20 protein-coding genes are annotated in these 21,776 nt (G+C 40.9%); 13 read left to right on the forward strand and 7 right to left on the reverse strand.

The annotated features are described in order from the left end of the window. Positions 1–3 precede the first annotated feature (3 nt). Both BKG94_RS02355 and yczE read left to right on the forward strand, forming a co-directional pair. The gene (locus BKG94_RS02355; protein ID WP_077433827.1) at positions 4–333 is read left to right on the forward strand and encodes a DMT family transporter; all 330 of its coding nucleotides are present in this window, start codon (positions 4–6) and stop codon (positions 331–333) included. Between the two features lie 210 nt (positions 334–543). Beyond that, a complete protein-coding gene (gene yczE / locus BKG94_RS02360; protein ID WP_077433829.1) occupies positions 544–1,200 on the forward strand; it encodes a membrane protein YczE in 657 nt (218 codons plus the stop codon). 111 nt (positions 1,201–1,311) lie between these two features. Here the strand turns inward: yczE and BKG94_RS02365 are convergent, their stop codons facing one another. Then, positions 1,312–2,352, reverse strand: a complete 1,041-nt coding sequence (locus BKG94_RS02365; protein ID WP_077434110.1) for a TrmH family RNA methyltransferase — start codon at positions 2,350–2,352, stop codon at positions 1,312–1,314. A gap of 149 nt (positions 2,353–2,501) precedes the next feature. Between BKG94_RS02365 and pssA the strand changes: the two genes are divergently transcribed. The 9 genes from pssA to secF all read left to right on the forward strand — a co-directional run bounded on the left by pssA (position 2,502) and on the right by secF (position 11,877). Continuing rightward, positions 2,502–3,869 carry a CDP-diacylglycerol--serine O-phosphatidyltransferase gene (gene pssA / locus BKG94_RS02370; RefSeq protein ID WP_077433831.1) on the forward strand — a complete coding sequence of 456 codons (1,368 nt, stop codon included), beginning with the start codon at positions 2,502–2,504 and terminating at the stop codon, positions 3,867–3,869. Positions 3,870–3,960: 91 nt separating this feature from the next. Continuing rightward, positions 3,961–5,052, forward strand: a complete 1,092-nt coding sequence (queA, locus tag BKG94_RS02375) for a tRNA preQ1(34) S-adenosylmethionine ribosyltransferase-isomerase QueA (protein ID WP_077433833.1) — start codon at positions 3,961–3,963, stop codon at positions 5,050–5,052. A 345-nt stretch (positions 5,053–5,397) separates the two neighbouring features. Beyond that, a complete protein-coding gene (gene tgt, locus BKG94_RS02380; protein ID WP_077433835.1) occupies positions 5,398–6,561 on the forward strand; it encodes a tRNA guanosine(34) transglycosylase Tgt in 1,164 nt (387 codons plus the stop codon). Between the two features lie 57 nt (positions 6,562–6,618). After that, on the forward strand, positions 6,619–7,131 hold the full coding sequence (locus tag BKG94_RS02385) for a hemerythrin domain-containing protein (RefSeq protein ID WP_077433837.1): 513 nt from the start codon (positions 6,619–6,621) through the stop codon (positions 7,129–7,131). A 3-nt stretch (positions 7,132–7,134) separates the two neighbouring features. After that, positions 7,135–7,350 carry a sulfurtransferase TusA family protein gene (locus tag BKG94_RS02390; RefSeq protein ID WP_077433839.1) on the forward strand — a complete coding sequence of 72 codons (216 nt, stop codon included), beginning with the start codon at positions 7,135–7,137 and terminating at the stop codon, positions 7,348–7,350. A gap of 192 nt (positions 7,351–7,542) precedes the next feature. Beyond that, complete coding sequence (locus tag BKG94_RS02395; RefSeq protein ID WP_077433841.1) at positions 7,543–8,550, forward strand: YeiH family protein; 1,008 nt, start codon at positions 7,543–7,545, stop codon at positions 8,548–8,550. Positions 8,551–8,722: 172 nt separating this feature from the next. Beyond that, entirely contained in the window at positions 8,723–9,016 is a 294-nt protein-coding gene (yajC, locus tag BKG94_RS02400; protein ID WP_077433843.1) for a preprotein translocase subunit YajC, read from the forward strand. A gap of 24 nt (positions 9,017–9,040) precedes the next feature. Then, the gene (secD, locus tag BKG94_RS02405; RefSeq protein ID WP_077433845.1) at positions 9,041–10,891 is read left to right on the forward strand and encodes a protein translocase subunit SecD; all 1,851 of its coding nucleotides are present in this window, start codon (positions 9,041–9,043) and stop codon (positions 10,889–10,891) included. Positions 10,892–10,902: 11 nt separating this feature from the next. Continuing rightward, positions 10,903–11,877 (forward strand): protein translocase subunit SecF, encoded by a 975-nt coding sequence (gene secF / locus BKG94_RS02410; RefSeq protein ID WP_077433847.1) that lies wholly within the window; start codon positions 10,903–10,905, stop codon positions 11,875–11,877. Positions 11,878–12,166: 289 nt separating this feature from the next. Here the strand turns inward: secF and glyA are convergent, their stop codons facing one another. From glyA to BKG94_RS02435, 5 genes are all read right to left on the reverse strand, one after another. Beyond that, positions 12,167–13,432 (reverse strand): serine hydroxymethyltransferase, encoded by a 1,266-nt coding sequence (gene glyA, locus BKG94_RS02415; protein WP_077433849.1) that lies wholly within the window; start codon positions 13,430–13,432, stop codon positions 12,167–12,169. Positions 13,433–13,564: 132 nt separating this feature from the next. Beyond that, complete coding sequence (gene purD / locus BKG94_RS02420; protein WP_077433851.1) at positions 13,565–14,854, reverse strand: phosphoribosylamine--glycine ligase; 1,290 nt, start codon at positions 14,852–14,854, stop codon at positions 13,565–13,567. Positions 14,855–15,003: 149 nt separating this feature from the next. Further along, on the reverse strand, positions 15,004–16,602 hold the full coding sequence (gene purH / locus BKG94_RS02425; protein ID WP_077433853.1) for a bifunctional phosphoribosylaminoimidazolecarboxamide formyltransferase/IMP cyclohydrolase: 1,599 nt from the start codon (positions 16,600–16,602) through the stop codon (positions 15,004–15,006). A 184-nt stretch (positions 16,603–16,786) separates the two neighbouring features. Beyond that, on the reverse strand, positions 16,787–17,188 hold the full coding sequence (locus tag BKG94_RS02430; protein WP_077433855.1) for a DoxX family protein: 402 nt from the start codon (positions 17,186–17,188) through the stop codon (positions 16,787–16,789). 113 nt (positions 17,189–17,301) lie between these two features. Beyond that, positions 17,302–19,038 carry a protein-disulfide reductase DsbD gene (locus BKG94_RS02435; protein ID WP_077433857.1) on the reverse strand — a complete coding sequence of 579 codons (1,737 nt, stop codon included), beginning with the start codon at positions 19,036–19,038 and terminating at the stop codon, positions 17,302–17,304. Positions 19,039–19,221: 183 nt separating this feature from the next. On the opposite strand from BKG94_RS02435, the gene arcA reads away from it, so the two are divergent. Continuing rightward, positions 19,222–19,938, forward strand: a complete 717-nt coding sequence (arcA, locus tag BKG94_RS02440) for a two-component system response regulator ArcA (RefSeq protein ID WP_077433859.1) — start codon at positions 19,222–19,224, stop codon at positions 19,936–19,938. 111 nt (positions 19,939–20,049) lie between these two features. Further along, positions 20,050–20,532 carry an SsrA-binding protein SmpB gene (gene smpB / locus BKG94_RS02445; RefSeq protein ID WP_077433861.1) on the forward strand — a complete coding sequence of 161 codons (483 nt, stop codon included), beginning with the start codon at positions 20,050–20,052 and terminating at the stop codon, positions 20,530–20,532. Between the two features lie 70 nt (positions 20,533–20,602). Here the strand turns inward: smpB and cgtA are convergent, their stop codons facing one another. Beyond that, the gene (gene cgtA, locus BKG94_RS02450; RefSeq protein ID WP_077433863.1) at positions 20,603–21,772 is read right to left on the reverse strand and encodes an Obg family GTPase CgtA; all 1,170 of its coding nucleotides are present in this window, start codon (positions 21,770–21,772) and stop codon (positions 20,603–20,605) included. Between the last annotated feature and the right edge of the window lie 4 nt (positions 21,773–21,776).

Consider the following 21,776-nt stretch of genomic DNA (forward strand, 5'->3'; position numbering starts at 1 on the left):
CTAATGAACCCTTGGATTTTACTTGCCATTTCTATTTGCTTAGAAATTGCTGCAACCAATTTATTAAAAGTGAGTGACGGTTTTACTAAACCGCTCCCGACACTAGGTTCGCTCACGCTCTATGCGATTTCTTTTTATTTTGTTTCAATTATTTTTCGATCTTTACCCGTTGGGTTGGTTTACGCCATTTGGTCGGGTGTTGGAATTGTCCTCACTGCCGTTGTGGCTTATTTCGCTTTCGGACAAAAAATTGATATGGCTGGGATGATTGGTATTGGACTAATTATTGCAGGTGTATTGGTAATTAACCTATTTTCAGTCACATCCCATTAAAAAAGAGCGGTTAATTTTCCGCTCTTTTATATTCTTTAATTTTCTCTGCTTAACTTAGCTACATCATTATATTATTTCCATTAACCTTTAAATTTCAGTTAAATAGAGAATTTGCATAGTCAATTCTGCTATATAATATGACATTAAAGTGTTTTGCCTTTTAGTTATTCCCCTTTATGATACTCATATCTTATAAAACATAGGAAATTTATGAAAAAAGCACGAGCAATTCCTTATACAAACTGGGCGGCAAGTTCATTATGGTCAATAAAAGGCAAAACAATCTATGTGTTGTTATTTGCATTAGCAATATTAGGAATTGGTGATGGGCTCATTGTATTATCCGACTTCGGTTCTACCCCTTGGACAGTGCTTTCTCAAGGCGTGGCATTACAGAGCGAAATGAGTATCGGTTGGTCATCATTCTTGATTAGCTGCGTTGTGATGCTTGCATGGTTGCCCCTAAAACTCCGCTTTGGACTCGGCACGATTCTAAATATTATTGTCATTGCTTTTTTCTTAGATATTACCACCAGAATTCTACCGGAACCGACCGCACTTTTTTCACGCATTGCGTTTGGCATAATCGGACTTTTCCTATACGGATTAGGCACTGCACTATATCTCACTTGTCATTTGGGAGCCGGCCCTCGTGATGGGCTTATGGTGGGGATTTGCCAACGCTTCCAGTTGAAGGTAGGAGTCGTCCGTACCAGTATTGAAATATCAGTTTGCCTATTAGGTTTTTTTCTTGGAGGAACCATCGGTATCGGCACGCTTATTTTTGCCACCGGAATTGGTTGGATTGTGCAAAGTTGCCTTGAATTAATCGCCCGTTTCTCGCATTCGTTAAATGAAAAAACATAGGTTTTAGATTGAATGAAACGATAAATTTCAATCACAGATCTCACGATTTAAAAAAGAAAAGGCTGATTACTCAGCCTTAACGCAACGAAAAAGACCGCACTTAGTTTATTTTCACTTCGAAAAATACCATTTTGATAGCAAAATACCGCTATTTACCGCGATATTTAAGCCGTTTTTTAATGGATTACTTAAAGATAAACGAACATTTATATCCTGTTTGTCGTATAAATCCAACGTACCGGCTTCACTGAATAAAAATGCGACTTTTTTATCGAATTGAACTGAATTAAGAGCGATTCCCTCTTTGCCTTGTGCAATATGCACAACTTGATAGCCTTTTTGGCGGAGTTGTTGTAATGCCGATTCAATATCTAAACATTCTAATAAACGAATGTACTCCGCACCGCCTTCTGCCACACGCATCGCTGCCGCAGAATACAACTTATCGGCATTATTGGTTAGCACATTCTTCACACCATAAAACGCACAAGTACGCAACACTCCGCCAATATTTTGTGCATTATTCACATTATCCAACAACACTAAGCAATCTTCCTCGTGAGGAATATCCAAATAACCTTGTAAGGTGAACGGACGTTGTTTTTTTACCAACATACAGATCCCACCATGATGCTCCGTGCCGCTCACAAGGGATAATTCTTCATTGTCCACCACATGATATACTTTTTTGTTTGCCGCCAAATAACTAAATATCTCACCGATTTTATGTGACATCTGCACCGTTGCCCAAACACGAATAATACTTTCCGGGCGTTTTTCAAACAATGCGAAACAGGCATTTTCACCATAGACCTTCATTTCTTCCGCGCGATTTTTTTTAATTTTTTCCGGGGCACGCGGCGAAAGTGCACCGGTTTTCTTTTCTTTCGGTTTATACGCTACACCTGTGCTTTTCACTACCACTTTTACACCGCCTTGCGCTCCGCCACTTTTATTTAAAGAAAGCTCAGCAATCTGCGGTTCACGAACTTCTTGTTGAAAATGGCGTTGCTTTTTTCTTTCATTATGTTTTTTATCAAAGTGCGGTCGATTTTCACGACGTTTTTCGGAATTTTGTTTCCCATCAAAAGAACGCTCTTGAAAAGATTTATTAGAATTTGTTTGAAAAGTCGGCTTGCGAGAATTGTTCATAAGGAGATACTCAAGAAAAAAATTGGATAATAATTCGCCAATAAATGTCAAATTTTGTGAGCATTATAACGAAAAAAAACCTTTTTTCTATCAATCCATCAGTGAAATATTGTAAACTAGCCCATTCCTAGAGAATGCAGAGACAAATTATGTTAATCAATAAATTAAAACGTACAGAACAAAATCTCAAAAATCTGCCCTTTTTGCCTTTAGAAAAAGAGCAGGTAGAATTTTTGTTCAGTCCGACTGAATTCAAAACTCAGATTATTGAATTAATTAGAAATGCCAAAAAACGTATTTATGTCACCGCACTTTACTGGCAAAAAGATGAAGCGGGACAAGAAATTCTTGATGAAATTTACCGGATAAAACAAGAACAACCTGACTTAGATATTAAAATCCTTGTGGATTGGCATCGTGGTCAGCGCAATTTATTGGGCGCAGAAAAATCTGCGACCAATGCCGATTGGTATGTAGAACAGCGTCAAACCTACCAACTTTCAGAAGATCCGAATATGTTTTTCGGCGTACCGATTAATACCCGTGAGGTATTCGGTGTTTTGCATATTAAGGGATTTATTTTTGATGATACGGTGCTGTATAGCGGTGCAAGTATCAACAATGTATATTTACAACAATCGGATAAATACCGCTACGATCGCTATCAAAAAATCACAAATAAAGCATTAGCCGATTCAATGGTGAATTTTATTAATGATTACTTATTGGATTTAAGTGCCGTTCATCCTCTTGATGTAGCAAACCGTCCTCGCACCAAAGAAATTCGTTCTGCTATTCGGGCTTATCGCAAAAATTTAGCCAATCATGCTGAATACACCATTGAAAATGCGATGGTTTTTTCCGATGTTTTAAGCGTTTCGCTTTTGTTTGGTTTGGGCGCATCAGGCAATGAATTAAACCAAATTATTGAAGATCTGTTTTTGCAGGTTCAAGAAAGTTTAGTCATTTGTACCCCTTATTTTAATTTTCCTCGTACCTTACAAAATAAAATTGCCACGCTCTTGGAAGCAGGGAAAAAAGTCGAAATTATCGTAGGCGACAAAGTGGCAAACGATTTTTATATTCCACCGGAACAACCGTTCAAAATGGCGGGTGCATTGCCTTATTTATACGAAAGCAATCTCCGCCACTTTTGTGAAAAATTCCAACAAGACATTGAACAAGGGCAGTTAACCATTCGCTTGTGGAAAGATGGCGATAACACCTACCACTTAAAAGGAGTGTGGGTGGATAATTGTTACATTTTACTGACCGGTAATAATTTAAACCCGCGTGCTTGGCGTTTAGATGCGGAAAATGGCTTGTTGATTCATGATCCGAAACAAGAATTGCGTGATCAAGTTGAAAAAGAGTTAAATCATATTCGTCTGCATACCTCCGTATTGAGCCATTATTCCGAATTGGAGGAATTATCTCAATATCCGGAACCGGTTCAAAAATTACTGAAAAAATTTGCCCGAATTAAAGCAGATAAACTGGTAAAAATGATTCTTTAATAGGAAAAGGGGAAATGGCAAACATTTCCCCTTGAGCTTGCCACTCATTCCAACTAGACTACCCCATTCTTTTTATCAACCAGATACTATTATGCGTGTTTCCGATTTCCATTTTGATTTACCTGATGAGCTTATCGCCCGTTATCCCAAAACAGATCGTTCCTCTTGTCGCTTGCTGACATTAACCGGCGAAAACGGAGCAATTTCTCACCGCACTTTCACAGATATATTAGACCTCATTAATGAAGGCGATTTGTTAATTTTTAACAATACCCGTGTTATTCCCGCCCGAATGTTCGGACGCAAAGCCAGTGGCGGTAAAATTGAAGTACTGGTTGAGCGGATGTTGGATGAACACCGTTTCCTCGCCCATATTCGCTCTTCAAAATCACCAAAGGAAGGAGCTGAATTATTTTTAGGGGAAGATAAACTCGGTGAAAATAACGGCATTCCTGCGGTGATGACGGCACGCCACGGCACACTTTTTGAAGTGGAATTAAAGGATAAATCCACCACACTTCTCACTGTGCTGCAACAAATTGGGCATATGCCGTTACCGCCTTATATTGATCGCCCTGATGAAGAGGCGGATCAAGAATGCTATCAAACCGTTTATAGCAAAGTACCGGGGGCAGTGGCTGCACCAACAGCCGGCTTGCATTTCGATGATGAATTATTGGAAAAACTTCGAACCAAAGGTGTGAATTTTGAATTTGTGACACTCCATGTGGGAGCAGGCACATTTCAACCGGTTCGTGTAGAAAATATTGAAGATCATACTATGCATGCCGAATATGTGGAACTTTCACAAGAAGTGTGCAATGCCATTATTGCCACTAAAAAAGCAGGAAAGCGTGTGATTGCGGTGGGCACAACGTCCGTTCGCTCCATTGAAACCGCTGCGTTGTCAGCAGAAGAAAACGGCAATCCGGATTTGCTCGAACCTTATTTTTCCGACACCTCAATTTTCATTTATCCGGGTAAAAAATTCCGTGTGGTGGATGCCTTAATCACCAATTTCCATTTACCGGAAAGTACCCTCATTATGCTGGTTTCCGCCTTTGCCGGCTTCAGCCATACAATGAATGCTTACAAAAGTGCGGTGGAAAATCGCTATCGTTTTTTCAGTTATGGCGATGCGATGTTTATTACCAAAAATCCGAATGTGAAAGGATTAGCATAAGTCGTTTGACTTAAAGAAAGGCAACGCCTACAATAAAAGACAAGGGACGAGGGCTCTCGTCCCTTGCGGCATCAAACTACTAATAGCCAGTGCTACCTTTCAATAACAGGCAAAGTAGAGTAATGATGACCAATTTAATTGTGAAGTTAGTCATATTTTTATCCTTGATATGATTAACAATCAGGATCTACGATATAGCCCGACAGCGGCAACTGGCGGACCATCTTAGTAGATCCGCCTCTGCTCAAAGAGCATTAAAAAAATCATAGCATGAAGCCTGTAAATTTAAACAGGCTTTTTTTATTAATGAAAATCTTCGAACTGTTTATTCGTTGAGGAAATAAAATGAAATATGAATTAGACAAAACCAGTGGTAATGCACGCCGTGGTAGGTTAGTGTTTGAACGTCCGCAAGGCACATTCAGCGTGGAAACCCCTGCATTTATGCCGGTAGGTACCTATGGCACAGTGAAAGGAATGACACCGGAAGAAGTCCGTGCAACAGGGGCTGAAATTTTACTGGGTAATACCTTCCATTTATGGTTACGTCCCGGGCAAGAAGTGATGCGTAAACACGGTGATTTACACGATTTCATGCAATGGCATCGCCCAATCTTAACGGATAGCGGCGGTTTCCAAGTATTTAGCCTGGGTAAATTACGCAAAATTACTGAAGAGGGCGTAAAATTTCAAAATCCGATCAATGGCGAGCGAATCTTTCTTTCTCCGGAAAAATCCATGGAAATTCAATATGATCTCGGCTCCGATATCGTGATGATTTTTGATGAATGTACCCCCTATCCTGCCACCTTTGATTATGCCAAAAAGTCTATGGAAATGTCCCTTCGTTGGGCAAAACGGAGTCGTGATCGTTTTGATGAACTTGGCAATAAAAATGCCCTTTTCGGCATTATTCAGGGGGGTGTCTTTGAAGAATTGCGTAAAATCTCTTTGGAGGGCTTAGTCAATATTGGCTTTGACGGCTATGCGGTAGGCGGCTTGGCCGTGGGCGAGCCGAAAGAGGATATGCATCGTATTTTAGAATACATCTGTCCACAAATTCCGGCGGATAAACCACGTTATTTAATGGGCGTAGGGAAACCGGAAGATTTGGTTGAGGGGGTTCGTCGTGGTATCGATATGTTCGATTGCGTGATGCCAACCCGCAATGCCCGTAACGGTCACTTATTTGTCACGGACGGTATTGTGAAAATTCGTAATGCGAAATACCGTGACGACACCAGCCCACTCGATCCTCATTGTGATTGTTACACCTGTAAAAATTACACCAAAGCCTATTTATATCATTTAGATAAATGTGGCGAGATTTTAGGGGCTCGTTTAAATACCATTCATAATTTGCGTTATTACCAACGCCTTATGGCAGAAATTCGTCAAGCCATTGAAGAGGATCGTTTTGATGATTTTGTGGTAGAGTTTTATGCGAGAATAGGGAAACCTGTGCCACCGTTGCAACTTGATACTCCCTCATCACCATTATCTGAATAAAGCACAAAAAGTGCGGCCATTTTTGACCGCACTTTTCACACGAAGAGAAGGAAAATTATGCAAATTCTTGAACCTCAGCAATTCGCCAGTTGGAATGAACCCATTGAAATGCTTTATGCCTGCCATAGCAAAGTAAAACGCTTTTGTCATCAACTCAGTATTTTACCGAGTTATCTAGAGAAAAACGGCGTGAACCAAGCCGTACTGAATGATGTAAAAATTATCTTACAATATTTTAATTGTGCAGCTCCGCTTCATCACGATGATGAGGAAAAAGACTTTTTTCCTGCCTTAATGCGTAAAGCGCCGGAAATTCAATCACAGGTGGAAGAATTAGAACGCCAACATATTGATTTACACAAAAACTGGTTTGAACTTTCTAAACAATTAGAAGAATTAATCGCACAAAAAACTGACGAAATAGATTTGGCGCTCGTTCAGCGATTCATATCGGGTTACGCTAACCACATTGCTATTGAAGAACCGCTTTTTGAATTAGGCAAGCAGTATTTAACCGAAACTGAATTGAAGGCGATTGGGCAAGTTATGTCAAATCGGCGTCATCCTTGAGTGATGGACTATCAACTTGATACGCGAGGTTATCGCTGCCCTTTGCCATTACTGATGATAAAAAAAGCTTTGGCAAGCCTAGGGGAAAACGACAGGTTATTGGTACTCATTTCAACAGAAAGCAGTAAAAAGGAAATTGAGCAGCTGTGCGAAAGCTTGGATTGTTTATATCAGCGAAATGAAGAGCATTCATTTATTCTTCGTAAGCGTGCAAAATAAGCTTGCTCGTGGTAGGTTTTTATAAAAAAATCGCCATTCTTTGTCACTTTCAATTACAAATACACAAAGGATTACTACATTCAATTCTGTGATTTATTTCCCTCAATTTCACTTAATTGAATAACACCTACTGAGTAAAATCACTATAATTAATTACCTGCCGTATGGTTTTAGCCTAAAGAGAGAATAATAATGAAAAATTTAAACTTAATTTGGGGATTGTTTTTAGTATTAGTGATTACTGCAGTCGCCTTTTTAATTAGTCATAATGAATGGGTAATGACCCTCAATATCAGTGCATTAACCTTAGCGATTGTCATTGGTATTCTATGTGGCAACACGTTCTATCATAAAATCGAAAATTTTACGCATCTCGGTGTAACCTTCGCTAAAGGAAAACTGCTACGCCTCGGCATTATTTTGTATGGTTTCAGAATTACTCTACAAGATATCGGGCAAGTGGGAGTCAATGCCGTATTAGCCGATGCTACTATGTTAATATTGACGTTTGTGATCACCTGCTGGATTGGGATTAAAGTCTTAAAAATCGACAAACAAATCGTTTATCTCACCGGTGCGGGGTGCAGTATTTGCGGTGCGGCAGCGATTATTGCGAGCGAACCGGTGGTAAAAGCCCCCTCTTACAAAGTTTCTGTTGCCGTAGCGTTAATCGTTATTTTCGGCACAATTTCTATGTTTTTATACCCTGTTCTTTATCCTATTTTGATTGATTTTATTAATCCCCATCAATTTGGTATTTACATCGGTTCTTCCGTACACGAAGTCGCCCAAGTTTATGCAGCAGGAAGTAATATTAGCCCGGTTGTCGCTGATGTTGCAGTGGTTTCAAAAATGATACGAGTGATGATGCTTGCGCCTTTTTTACTCGCCTTATCTTATTTTTTACACAAAGATGAAGAACAAAAGCACGCAATTTCAATTCCTTATTTTGCGTTGATGTTTATCCTCGTTGCCGTATTTAATTCTTTTAACTTATTACCGACCGAATGGGTGAATATACTGGTTCAAATTGATACTATTTTGTTAATGGCAGCTATGGCAGGACTAGGATTAACCACCAATGTGAGCACAGTGAAACAGGCCGGATTAAAGCCACTTTTACTAGGCGCCTTCGTCTTTGTATGGTTGGTTGTTGGTGGGTTCGGTGTTAACTTACTGCTTTATCACTTATTAGGCTGATTTTTCTCTCGCAAAAGTAACGAAGAGGCATTGAAATGCACGAATAAGATAATTGAGAAGGAAGAAATTCAGTAAATTATGTAACTGACTCAATATGCTTTTCACATTTTGTACGATTTATGGTATTTTATCGCCCGATTTTCAACTCAAATTTAAATAAGGAAAACATCAAATGGAAGCTCAAAGCCCAATGTCCACGTTAATTATTTTCGTGATTTTCGGTTTAATTTTTTACTTTATGATTTACCGCCCACAAGCAAAACGTAATAAAGAACACAAAAAATTAATGTCTGAATTAGCTAAAGGCTCAGAAGTGTTAACGGCCGGTGGTTTAATGGGAAAAATCACTAAAGTGATTGAAGACAATAACAGCGTAGTGATTGCATTAAATGAAACAACGGAAATCACGCTCAACCGTAACTATATTGTGACTATTCTTCCAAAAGGTTCTGTAAAGACCCTTTAATCCTCCATTCATAAAGGGACAACTATGTTAAATCGTTACCCATTATGGAAGAATCTAATGGTGATCCTTGTGGTCGCCATTGGTGTTTTATACTCTCTTCCAAATATTTATGGTGAAGATCCCGCAGTGCAAATTTCAGGTACTCGTGGACAACAAGCCAATACGGCTACATTAGGACAAGTTCAAGAAGTCTTAAAAGCCAATAATCTTCCAACAAAATCTATTGTTCTTGAACAAGGCTCTATTTTAGCCCGCTTCAATAATACGGATGATCAATTACTTGCTAAGGATAAAATTGCCGAAAAACTCGGTACAAACTATAGCACGGCTTTAAACCTTGCACCTGCGACTCCGGCTTGGTTAAGCAGCATTGGGGCAAACCCAATGAAATGGGGTCTGGATCTACGAGGCGGGGTACGTTTTCTGATGGAAGTGGATATGAACTCCGCTCTCGCCAAACGTCAAGAACAATTACAAGACACATTACGTAACGATCTCCGCAAAGAAAAAATTCAGTACACGGGAATTAAAAACGCCGAGCATTTTGGTACGACGATTACCCTTGCTAATCCTGATCAACTCTCAAAAGCAGCCCGTATCATTCGCCAAGCTCATCCAACATTAGACATAACGGATTCGGATAAGGATACATTAAATTTGTCGCTTTCCACAACCGCACTTAATGAAGCACGCGATTTGGCAATTGAACAAAACTTAACAATTTTGCGTAAACGTGTTTCAGAGTTAGGCGTAGCGGAAGCAGTCATACAACGCCAAGGTGCAGAACGTATCGTAATTGAATTACCGGGTGTACAGGATACTGCTCGTGCAAAAGAAATTCTCGGTGCAACAGCAACCCTTGAATTCCGTATGGTGAATTCTACTGTGAATGCAGAGGCTGCGGCTCGAGGAGTGATTCCAGCGGATTCAGAAGTAAAATATAATCGTGAAGGTCAACCTGTCGTATTATTAAAACGCCCATCTTTAGGTGGAGAACATATTATCAATTCTAGTGCAGCTCTCGACCATCAATCCGGTATGCCACAGGTAAGCGTAACCTTAGATAGCGAAGGTGGGGAGCAAATGCTTCAACTCACCAAAAAATACTATAAAAAACCGATGGCAACTCTTTATGTGGAATATAAAGATAACGGCAAGAAAGATGAGAATGGCAAAACCATTCTTGAGAAAAGCGAAGAAGTTATCAATGTCGCCACAATTCAGGCACGCTTTGGTGCTAACTTCCAAATTACCGGTGTTGGTAGCATGGCTGAGGCCAATAATCTTTCCACCTTATTAAAATCAGGTGCGCTAATCGCCCCGGTACAAATTGTGGAAGAGCGCACTATCGGTCCATCACTCGGTGCACAAAATGTTGAGCAAGGTATGAATGCCAGCTTTTGGGGATTAATCGCCGTTATCGTATTTATGCTTGTCTACTATAAGCTCTTTGGTATTATCGCAAGCCTTGCAATGGTTATTAATATTGTCTTGCTCGTTGGTTTGATGTCTATTCTTCCGGGGGCAACATTGTCTATGCCGGGGATTGCAGGTATCGTGCTAACCCTTGGAATGTCCGTTGATGCCAACGTGTTGATCTTTGAACGGATCAAAGAAGAAATCCGCAATGGGCGCCCGATTCAGCAAGCGATTAATGAAGGTTACAACGGCGCATTTACTTCCATTTTTGATGCAAACCTAACGACCATCTTAACAGCTATTATTCTCTATGCTGTGGGAACCGGCCCGATTCAAGGCTTCGCAATTACCCTTTCATTAGGTGTTGCAATTTCCATGTTTACTGCCATTACCGGAACGCGCGCGCTTGTGAACGCAATTTATGGTGGCAAACGTGTTGAAAAACTTTCTATTTAATTGAGGTGACTATGACACTTTTTGCAAGAGATAAAAACGGACATCTCATCAAAGAAATTAACGGAATTAAACTCCCGTTCCCATTAGCAGAATTTATGAAAGTACGTAAATGGGGCTACATCGTTTCAGCACTTTTTATGGCGATTTCAATGTTTTTTATCGTCACAAAAGGCTTTAACTGGGGATTAGATTTTACCGGTGGTGTGGTATTTGATACTCACTTTTCTCAAACGGCAAATCTTGAGCAGATCCGTGACAAGTTGAAAGAAAACGGTATTGAAAGCCCTATTGTGCAAACTACGGGATCTGTTCAAGATGTGATGATTCGTTTACCGGCTTCTGATAACGATTCAGGTATTGGTGATCGAGTAAAATCAATGTTGGTGGAACTTGATTCAGGAATTCAAATTAAGAGTATTGAGTTCGTTGGACCTAACGTAGGCGAAGAATTAGCACAAGGCGCAGTTTATGCTACTTTAGCCACACTGGCGATGATGCTAATTTATATCGGTTCACGTTTTGAATGGCGTTTAGGCTTAGGCGGGATCGCCTCACTCGCCCACGATGTCGTGATTACCCTTGGCGTATTTTCAGCCCTACAAGTAGAAATGGATTTAACCTTCGTGGCTGCGATCCTGTCTGTAGTGGGATATTCCATCAATGATAGTATCGTTGTGTTTGACCGGGTTCGTGAAAATTTCCGAAAAATCAGACGATTGGATACGATTGATATTATCGATGTTTCCCTAACCCAAACCTTATCAAGAACAATCATGACTTCCGCAACAACCTTAATTGTGGTTATCGCCTTGTTCTTCTTCGGTGGTCCGTCTATTCATAACTTCTCTCTCGCATTACTCGTCGGGATTGGGTTCGGTACGTATTCCTCCATCTTTATCGCTATTGCCATTGCCTATGATGTTGGCTTGAGACGTGAACATATGATCCCTCCAAAAGTAGATAAAGAAGTGGATGATCTCCCTTAATCAATTAAAAGTGCGGTCAAAATTACCGCACTTTTTCTTTTTTCCAATATTATGTAATTAAAATTCGGACACACGCAGTGTGCCCCTACATTCTGTAAAATTTCTGTTTTTGTGCATTTGCGACATAATACCGCTTTTTTTCAACCCCAAAGGCAGTTTCTCCTGCCTTTTCTTCTTTCTAAAAGAATAATTACAAGAAAAATATTTTCCAAAGTATAAATTTCTTCTTTTTATATAAAAAATAAGCGGCGATATTCACCGCCGCTAACATACATCTGTCCGCTCAATATTAAGCAGGATAAACAGGAAGACGTTTACAAATTGCTAATACTTTTTCTTTGGTTGATTCAATGACTTGTTCTTCGTTTTCTTTGCCAAGTACATCTAAAATATCACACATCCAACCGGCTAAATCACGACAATCTTGCTCATTAAAGCCACGACGGGTTACCGATGGCGTACCCACACGAATACCGGAAGTCACAAATGGTTTTTGCGGATCATTTGGTACCGAGTTTTTATTCACGGTAATATTTGCTTTACCTAATGCCGCATCAGCCGCTTTACCGGTTAAGCCTTGTTTGATGAAACTAACCAAGAACAAATGATTTTCTGTGCCATTTGATACGACATCATAACCACGTTGTTTGAATACTTCGACCATCGCCTTCGCATTTTTCAATACGTTAGCTTGATACACTTTATATTCCGGTTCTAGCGCTTCTTTAAAACATACCGCTTTTGCCGCAATAATGTGAACTAATGGGCCACCCTGATTAGCCGGGAATACGGAAGATTGTAATTTTTTATAGATTTCTTCATCACAACAAGAAGAAAGAATTAAACCACCACGTGGACCACCTAAGGTTTTATGGGTGGTGGTGGTCACAACATGAGCGTGCGGTAACGGATTCGGATATAATCCCGCTGCAATTAAGCCTGCTACGTGTGCCATATCCACGAATAAATATGCGCCCACCTCATCGGCAATTTCACGCATTTTAGCCCAATCCACCACTTGGGAATAGGCAGAGAAACCGGCAACAATCATTTTGGGTTTCGCTTCTAACGCTTTTTGACGTACATCTTCGTAATCAATTAAACCGTCCGCGGTGATACCATAAAGCACCGAATTATAGATTTTACCGGAGAAGCTGACTTTTGCACCATGTGTTAAATGGCCACCATGTGCCAAGTCCATTCCGAGAATCGTATCGCCTGCGTTAATTAACGCCCCATACACCGCAGCATTCGCTTGTGATCCTGAGTGAGGTTGCACATTGACATAATCTGCACCAAATAATTCTTTTGCACGATCAATGGCAAGTTGTTCCACAATGTCTGCATACTCACAACCACCGTAGTAACGTTTACCCGGATAGCCTTCCGCATATTTATTGGTAAATTGACATCCCTGAGCCTCCATGACACGTGGGCTGGCATAGTTTTCAGAAGCGATTAATTCGATATGTTCTTCTTGGCGACGATTTTCATCTAAAATCGCTTGCCATAGTACCGGATCGTAATCAGCGATATTCATATTTTTAGTAAACATTGTGTTCTCCTGTTATGTGATTGCGATATATAGTGTAACCGCTTATTGATTTAAACTTAATTAAAATTTAGTACATATTTTTTCATCTAAGGAATGAAAAAGATTCATAGGAAAAGAGCGGTCATTTTTCCTTTATTTTTTCTGCTCACGCTGAACTGCACGATAGCCGATGTCACGGCGATAAAAACGCCCGTTCCATTGGATCTGTTCGGCAAGTTTCAAGGCTTTTTGTTGTGCTTCAAATACGCTATCGCCTAAGGCAGTGGCACATAATACACGGCCGCCATTAGTTAGCAATTTTCCTTCTTTCGCTTCTACACCCGCTAAGAAAACTTTTTCATTTTCCACCGCACTTTGTGGCAAACCGTGGATTTCATCGCCTTTGCGATAATCGCCTGGATAACCTTCTGCTGCTAATACAATGCCGAGCGAGGCTTTAGGATTCCATTGGGATTGAATTTCATCTAATTTACCTTCACAGGCCTTAAGGCAAAGTTCAACCAGATCAGATTCTAAACGTAACATAATCGGTTGGGTTTCCGGATCACCGAAACGGCAGTTAAATTCGATCACTTTCGGCTGACCGTTTGGCATAATCATCAAACCGGCATATAAAAAACCGGTGTAAACATTACCTTCCGCCTCCATCCCGTTTACCGTTGGATAGATCACTTCCTTCATTATGCGATCGTGAATTTCAGGTGTCACCACCGGGGCCGGTGAATAAGCCCCCATTCCCCCCGTATTCAATCCCGTATCATTCTCGCCTACACGTTTATGATCTTGACTAGTTGCCATCGGCTCGACATTTTTGCCATCTACCATCACAATAAAACTGGCTTCTTCGCCATCTAAAAACTCTTCTATCACCACACGGCTGCCTGCTTCACCAAAGGCGTTGCCTGATAGCATATCACGCACCGCATCTTCCGCTTCCTGCAAGTTCATCGCTACAATCACACCTTTTCCTGCCGCCAAGCCATCTGCTTTCACCACAATCGGCGCACCTTTTTCACGCAAATAGGCCAATGCTGGCTCGACTTCAGTGAAATTTTGATATTCCGCAGTAGGAATTTTGTGACGGGCTAAGAAATCTTTAGTAAAGGCTTTTGACCCCTCTAATTGTGCTGCGGCTTGGGTTGGTCCGAAAATTTTTAATCCTGCTGCACGGAACGCATCGACCACTCCAATAACAAGCGGCGCTTCAGGCCCAACAATGGTTAAGTCGATTTGATTATCTTGAGCAAATTTAACAAGTGCCGGAATATCGGTAACCGCAATATTCACGTTTTCGACATTCTGTTCCATTGCTGTTCCCGCATTACCAGGGGCAACAAACACTTTCTTAGCTAATGGGGATTGCGCTGCTTTCCAAGCAAGTGCGTGTTCACGACCGCCGTTTCCGATAATTAAAATATTCATAATGTGTCCTTGTGTATCCAACTTTCCGTGGATAAGCCTACCCACGGTTAAAAATAAGCATACCCCTTTGGGGTATTTGTGAAACCAACCCCATAGGGGTTGGACTATGCGTAACCGAGGGTGGACTTACCCTCGGCACAGGCTAACTCTTAATGTCTAAAGTGCCGCATTCCAGTTAATACCATCACCATTCCGTGTTCATCTGCCGCATCAATCACTTCTTGATCACGCATTGAACCACCCGGGTGAATCACACATTGAATCCCCACTTTCGCTGCAGCGTCAATGCCGTCGCGGAATGGGAAGAATGCATCGGATGCCATCACACAACCATCGACCTCCAAGCCTTCATCCTGTGCTTTGATTCCTGCAATTTTAGCGGAATACACTCGGCTCATTTGCCCTGCCCCAATACCAATGGTTTGGTTATTTTTCGCATAAACAATAGCGTTGGATTTCACAAACTTCGCCACCTTCCAGCAGAATAATAAATCTTTCAGTTCTTGTTCAGTCGGTTGGCGTTTACTGACGATTTTTAAATCGTCCAAACCGACCATGCCTAAATCCGCATCTTGCACTAACAAACCGCCATTCACTCGTTTAAAATCTAAACGTTGGGTGCGTGCTTGCCATTCACCACATTCAAGCAGACGAACATTTTTCTTGCGTTTCACGACTTCAAGCGCTTCCGCTGAAACTTTCGGTGCGATAATCACTTCCACAAATTGTCGTTCAACAATTTCTGCAGCGGTGTTTCCGTCTAATTCACGGTTAAAGGCAATAATTCCGCCAAAGGCAGAAGTTGGATCGGTTTGATAGGCACGGTTATAGGCTTCTAATATATCTTTTCCTAACGCCACACCGCAGGGATTGGCATGCTTCACAATCACACAAGCCGGTTCGTCAAATTCTTTCACACATTCAAGGGCTGCATCGGTATCAGCGATATTATTGTAAGAAAGGGCTTTGCCTTGTAATTGGTTGGCGGTGGCGACACTGGCTTCTGTTACATTGAGATCCACATAGAATGCGGCATTTTGGTGAGCATTTTCACCATATCGCATGGTTTGCTTACGCACGAAATTCAGGTTTAATGTGCGTGGGAATTGACCGCACTTCGCATCAACATCCTCTTCGGCAGCTACATGATAAGGCTTAACAAGCTGACCGAAATAATTGGCAATCATCGAATCATACTGTGCAGTATGTTCAAAGGCTTTGATAGCAAGATCAAAACGGGTTTCCAACGTTAGGCTGTTCTGATGTTGATCCATTTCCGATAGGATTGCATTGAAATCCTTATTATTCACAACAATGGCAACATCTTTGTGGTTTTTTGCCGCAGAACGCACCATCGTCGGACCGCCAATATCAATATTTTCTACCGCATCTTCCAGCGTGCAATCCGGCTTCGCAACGGTTTGTGCAAAGGGATATAAATTCACCACCACCATATCAATGCCTTCAATACCATGTTGTTGCATGATGGCGTCATCTGTTCCACGGCGACCTAAGATTCCGCCATGAACTTTCGGATGCAAGGTTTTCACACGACCATCCATCATCTCAGGAAACCCTGTGTAATCGGACACTTCTGTCACAGGCAAACCATTTTGTTCTAAAAGTTTTGCCGTGCCGCCGGTAGAAAGTAATTTTACGCCACGTTGCACAAGCCCTTGGGCAAATTCCACAATACCGGTTTTATCTGAAACACTTAATAAAGCCTGACGAATAGGACGATCTGTCATTACGTTTTCCTTTCATAAATAGGTTAAAAAAATAAGCCCGCAGATTATAACGCAAACGGTTGCGTAAATATAGAAAAGATTAAAGAAAATCCGTCGAAAGAAAGTGCGGTCAAAACAGAAAGTATTTTAGAGAAAAGCCCACATTACGTGGGCTAGTGAGGGAGATAAAAGATAAAGCTAAACCTTATTTTTTGTTAAATTTATTATCTAATGCCAATGCACCGCCACCGGCAAAAACAAAGTAGAAGAAAACAATGGAATAAAGTAATGCGAGTTCACCACCGTTTGCGAGTGGGAAAAATAATCCGCCTTTCGCCGCATGCATAAAGAAGTAAGCATACGCCATTTGACCCGATAAAATAAAGGCCGCCGGTCGGGTAAATAATCCTAGTAACACTAAGATACCGCCAACGATTTCGATGATTCCACCGACAATCATTAATGGATCGGCCACTGCGCCATTGCCCCCTGTCATCGAGATAGGAAATTCCCAGAATTTTGCGGTGCCATGCAAAATAAACATATAAGCGGCAACAATGCGTAATAACGCTAAAGCATAGGGACGAAATTTTTCAAGATTGTTCATAAAGTTTCCTTGTTTAAAGATAAATTGAAAAAACGTGCGGATCATAGCGATTAGCGTTTTATCAAACAAGTATAAAATTTGAAAAAGACCTTTTACTCTCGGTAAAAAATAACTTAATTTTCTATTTTATTTATCCAATTCAAAAAAACTTCAGCATCCATAAACCCGGTGATACGGCTACCTGAAATTTCATTGCCTGAACGGTCCAAAAATAAAATGGTGGGTAAACCTAATACCTGATAGCGATCCATTATGGCTTTATTTTCAGCGCTATTTTTTGTCATATCCACTTGCAGCACCAACATTTTTTCCAAGGCGTTCTGCACACTTTTATCACTGAAGGTATAACGTTCAAATTCTTTACAGGCCACGCACCAATCCGCATATAAATCCAATAAAGCAATGTTATGGGGATTTTTCGCTAACACCTCATCTAACTCTTGCAAATTTTGAATACGCTGAAATTTTATATGAGAAATTTCCGTATTTTTGACCGCACTTTGCTGACCTAATGGATGTTGCCACATAAGATTTTGCAAAGGCTGTACCGCCACCATGGCACAAACGAATGAAAACACCTTCACGCCATAACCCAGACCATTTTTCGGCATTTGCAAGGCAAACCAAACAAAGAATGTCGTCGCCAGCAACGCCCATAAAGATGGCTCCCAGATTTCAGGTAAAATGCGGGAAAGCAAAAATACCGGCAAGGCAAGCATGACAAAACCAAAAGATTGTTTGACCGTATTCATCCACTCCCCTGATTTCGGCAAAATTTTGTTACCGAATAAAGTGATGAGTATAAGCGGAATTCCCATACCCAATGCCAATAAATAGAGGGTGATCGCCCCGGTAACAAGATCACCGCTTTGTGCCACATAAAGCAATGCACCTGAGAGGGGGGCTGAAGTGCAAGGTGAAGCAACAAGACCGGCAATCATCCCCATTAAAAATACCCCACCAAACGCGCCTGAAGTTTGTTTTTGGCTCAATGCATTAAGCTTGGTTTGCAAGGAACTGGGTAATTGCAAGGTGAAGACACCAAACATGGATAGCGCAAGCAGCGTGAATAGCACGGAAAGCCCAATCATTACATAGGGGTGTTGCAAGGCAATTTGGAAAGGTAATCCGATTGCTGCCACAGCAAGCCCAAGCAAGGTATAAGTGAGCGCCATACCTTGCACATAAAGAAAACTAAGAGAAAAAGCACGTAGCATATTTGGGCGTTGTTGCTGACCGATAACGATAGAGGAAAGCAATGGCAACATAGGTAATACACAAGGTGTAAAAGCCAATCCCAAGCCAAGTAAGAAAAAGCCGAACACCGCATATTTACTTTGGAATAAACCCGCTGCTAAACGATCTTGTTCCGCCAAAAGTGCGGTTGAATTTTGTGGCATTCTTTCTTCCACAGAAGCAATGGGTAAATCCCCCACTTTCAAGGTTCTCACTTCCGGTGGATAGCAAAATCCTTCTGTACATCCCTGATAAGCAATCTCAATATTCTGATTGTCCCCAAAGGTTTCGCCGGAAACATAAGCCACTAAAGGCTTAGTAAAAACAGCGACTCTTCCAAAATAAGGATCGTCATGTATTTCAGCATTTTGGTTGAAATTCATTGAAAGCGGTTGAGGATCAGAGCCTACTTTTGCACTGATTTTATCTTGGTAAAGGTAATAGCCCTCTGCAATATCCCAACGAATGGAGAGTTGTTTTTTATCCGGTGAAATATGAGCCGAAAGAGGAAAAGCATTATCAACATTTAAAAAAGAAGATTTATTATCAAATAATCCTGCTTGGCTTGCAAACACAGTAAAGATCAAAGCAAACAAAAGAAAGTATTTTTTCATAGGTGAACACGTAAATTGTGAGGAGGAAAAATTCTAACATAAAGAAATTCTAAAAACTAAAAAAGCATGATTTAGATCATAAAAATAAAAATATCATAAAAATAACCGCACTTTCCCGTTGTTACAACAATGTTACAAAGCTAAAATAGGACATCACTCAAAATAAGTAAAGAGAGGACGAATATGGCGATACCACAGATTCTCATCGTTGAAGATGAAGTCGTTACTCGCAATACATTAAAAGGGATTTTTGAGGCAGAAGGTTATACCGTTCTTGAAGCACAAGATGGCGTGCAAATGCATGAAATCTTAAAAAATAGCAGAGTAAATTTAGTTGTGATGGACATTAATCTACCGGGTAAAAATGGTCTGTTATTAGCAAGAGAATTACGTGAATATGCTAACCTGCCTCTTATATTCTTAACCGGGCGAGATAATGAAGTAGATAAAATTTTAGGGTTGGAAATTGGTGCGGATGATTACCTTACGAAACCTTTTAATCCTCGAGAATTAACTATTCGTGCCCGCAATTTATTACATCGTGTGATGTTGCAACATGAAAAAGAGAATAGTAGTAGTGAACGTGAGTTTTATCGTTTCAACGGTTGGGCATTGGATTTAAACGGTCACAATCTTATTAACCCGGAAGGAGAAACATTTAAATTACCACGTAGTGAATTCCGTGCGATGTTACACTTCTGTGAAAATCCGGGTAAATTACAAACCCGTGAAGAACTGTTAAGAAAAATGACAGGACGTGAATTAAAGCCTCAAGATCGCACCGTGGATGTAACAATTCGCCGTATTCGCAAGCATTTTGAAGATCATCCCGACACCCCAGAAATCATCGCGACAATTCACGGTGAAGGCTATCGATTCTGTGGCGAGATTGAACAATAGTCAAAGTAAATTGGAAAGGGCTGAAAATTCAGCCTTTTCTTTTATGCGTTCGGCTTTGCGATCAAGAGGTATATTCGGTAAAATCAGCAAAAATTTAAAATGTAGTAAATTATGACAAAGAAAAAACTAAAACCGGGTTCAAATACCATCGCTCTAAACAAACGAGCCCGCCATGATTATTTTATTGAAGATGAAATTGAGGCTGGGCTTGAATTGCAAGGCTGGGAAGTCAAATCTATGCGTGCCGGCAAAGCAAATATTAGCGACAGCTACATTATTTTCAAAAATGGAGAAGCCTATTTATTTGGGGCCACTATCCAACCACTCAGTCTGGCTTCAACCCATATCGTATGTGATCCCACCCGAACCCGAAAACTCCTACTCAACAAGCGGGAATTAGAATCTCTTTTTGGTAAATCAAGTCGTGATGGCTTTACTATTGTTGCCCTTTCTCTCTATTGGAAAGGCGCTTGGGCGAAAATTAAAGTCGGATTGGCTAAAGGCAAAAAGCAACATGATAAACGGGACGATATTAAAGATCGCGAGTGGAAGCTAGCAAAAGAGCGAATTATGAAAAATGCCAACCGTGGATAATTTTTCCGTATAAAAAAACAAAGTGCGGTCGATTTTAACGATAAAATCAACCGCACTTTTGCCAGACAGATTAAGGTTTATAAATAAACTCTATACCTTCGTCATCTTCTTCTGTCCAATCATCATCCCAATCGTCGTCATCAAATTGATGTTCTGCCAACTGCTCTTGATGATAATCTTCCCATTTAAATTTTACTTCTTCCGGAGCAAGCGTCGGTTCTTCCATTTCTCGTGGGTGGGCTTCAATGAAATCCATAATATCGCGACATAACGAAGAAACATTTTTTCCTGCTGCCGCTGAAATTAAGTAATAATCTTCATCCCAACCTAAACGCTCGGCGATGTCTTTAGCGCGCTCATTCGCTTCTTCATCCGTCATCGTATCAATTTTATTGAACACTAACCAACGTGGTTTTTCAGCTAATTTTTCACTATACTGGAACAACTCCGATTCAATAATGGCAACATTATCCGCCGGATCGGAACTATCAATCGGGTTAATATCCACAAGGTGAATAAGCACTCGGCAACGTTCCAAATGTTTCAAGAAACGAATTCCTAATCCTGCACCTTCTGCCGCCCCCTCAATCAATCCCGGAATATCGGCGACCACGAAACTACGGGATTCATCCATTTTCACCACACCAAGGCTTGGCACTAACGTGGTAAACGGATAGTCTGCGACTTTAGGTTTCGCTGCGGATACAGCCCGAATAAAGGTTGATTTACCGGCGTTCGGCAATCCCAACATACCGACATCCGCAAGCAACATCAATTCCAACAATAAATCCCGCTTTTCACCCAGTGTTCCCATGGTTTTTTGGCGTGGCGCACGATTGACGGAAGATTTAAAACGCGTATTCCCAAGTCCATGATAACCACCTTTTGCCACCAACATTTTTTGACCATGTTTGGTTAAATCACCCAAGGTTTCTTTGGTATCGTTATCAATGGCACGAGTTCCTATGGGTACGGGCAAAATAATGTCTTTACCACGGCGACCGGTACAATCGGAACTCCGCCCGTTTTCACCCCGTTCTGCGGCAAAACGTTTGTTAAATCGATAGTCAATCAGTGTGTTTAGATTTTCATCAGCGATTAAATAAACATCACCACCATCACCACCATCGCCACCATCCGGTCCGCCTTTAGGGATAAACTTTTCACGGCGAAAACTTACACATCCATTTCCACCATCCCCTGCCTCCACTCGAATCAGGGATTCATCAATAAATTTCATTAAA

The sequence above is a fragment of the Rodentibacter ratti genome (genome assembly GCF_002000485.1).
Classification (GTDB): Bacteria; Pseudomonadota; Gammaproteobacteria; order Enterobacterales; family Pasteurellaceae; genus Rodentibacter; species Rodentibacter ratti.

Coding starts and splice junctions, on each gene's coding strand:
- queA (WP_077433833.1), top strand. CDS start 3,961: ATGCGTGTTTCCGATTTCCATTTTGATTTACCTGATGAGCTTATCGCC.
- BKG94_RS02385 (WP_077433837.1), top strand. CDS start 6,619: ATGCAAATTCTTGAACCTCAGCAATTCGCCAGTTGGAATGAACCCATT.
- arcA (WP_077433859.1), top strand. CDS start 19,222: ATGGCGATACCACAGATTCTCATCGTTGAAGATGAAGTCGTTACTCGC.
- purD (WP_077433851.1), bottom strand. CDS start 14,854: ATGAATATTTTAATTATCGGAAACGGCGGTCGTGAACACGCACTTGCT.
- BKG94_RS02430 (WP_077433855.1), bottom strand. CDS start 17,188: ATGAACAATCTTGAAAAATTTCGTCCCTATGCTTTAGCGTTATTACGC.
- BKG94_RS02435 (WP_077433857.1), bottom strand. CDS start 19,038: ATGAAAAAATACTTTCTTTTGTTTGCTTTGATCTTTACTGTGTTTGCA.
- BKG94_RS02395 (WP_077433841.1), top strand. CDS start 7,543: ATGAAAAATTTAAACTTAATTTGGGGATTGTTTTTAGTATTAGTGATT.
- tgt (WP_077433835.1), top strand. CDS start 5,398: ATGAAATATGAATTAGACAAAACCAGTGGTAATGCACGCCGTGGTAGG.
- smpB (WP_077433861.1), top strand. CDS start 20,050: ATGACAAAGAAAAAACTAAAACCGGGTTCAAATACCATCGCTCTAAAC.
- BKG94_RS02365 (WP_077434110.1), bottom strand. CDS start 2,352: ATGAACAATTCTCGCAAGCCGACTTTTCAAACAAATTCTAATAAATCT.
- yajC (WP_077433843.1), top strand. CDS start 8,723: ATGGAAGCTCAAAGCCCAATGTCCACGTTAATTATTTTCGTGATTTTC.
- yczE (WP_077433829.1), top strand. CDS start 544: ATGAAAAAAGCACGAGCAATTCCTTATACAAACTGGGCGGCAAGTTCA.
- BKG94_RS02390 (WP_077433839.1), top strand. CDS start 7,135: ATGGACTATCAACTTGATACGCGAGGTTATCGCTGCCCTTTGCCATTA.
- cgtA (WP_077433863.1), bottom strand. CDS start 21,772: ATGAAATTTATTGATGAATCCCTGATTCGAGTGGAGGCAGGGGATGGT.
- glyA (WP_077433849.1), bottom strand. CDS start 13,432: ATGTTTACTAAAAATATGAATATCGCTGATTACGATCCGGTACTATGG.
- secF (WP_077433847.1), top strand. CDS start 10,903: ATGACACTTTTTGCAAGAGATAAAAACGGACATCTCATCAAAGAAATT.
- pssA (WP_077433831.1), top strand. CDS start 2,502: ATGTTAATCAATAAATTAAAACGTACAGAACAAAATCTCAAAAATCTG.
- secD (WP_077433845.1), top strand. CDS start 9,041: ATGTTAAATCGTTACCCATTATGGAAGAATCTAATGGTGATCCTTGTG.
- purH (WP_077433853.1), bottom strand. CDS start 16,602: ATGACAGATCGTCCTATTCGTCAGGCTTTATTAAGTGTTTCAGATAAA.
- BKG94_RS02355 (WP_077433827.1), top strand. CDS start 4: ATGAACCCTTGGATTTTACTTGCCATTTCTATTTGCTTAGAAATTGCT.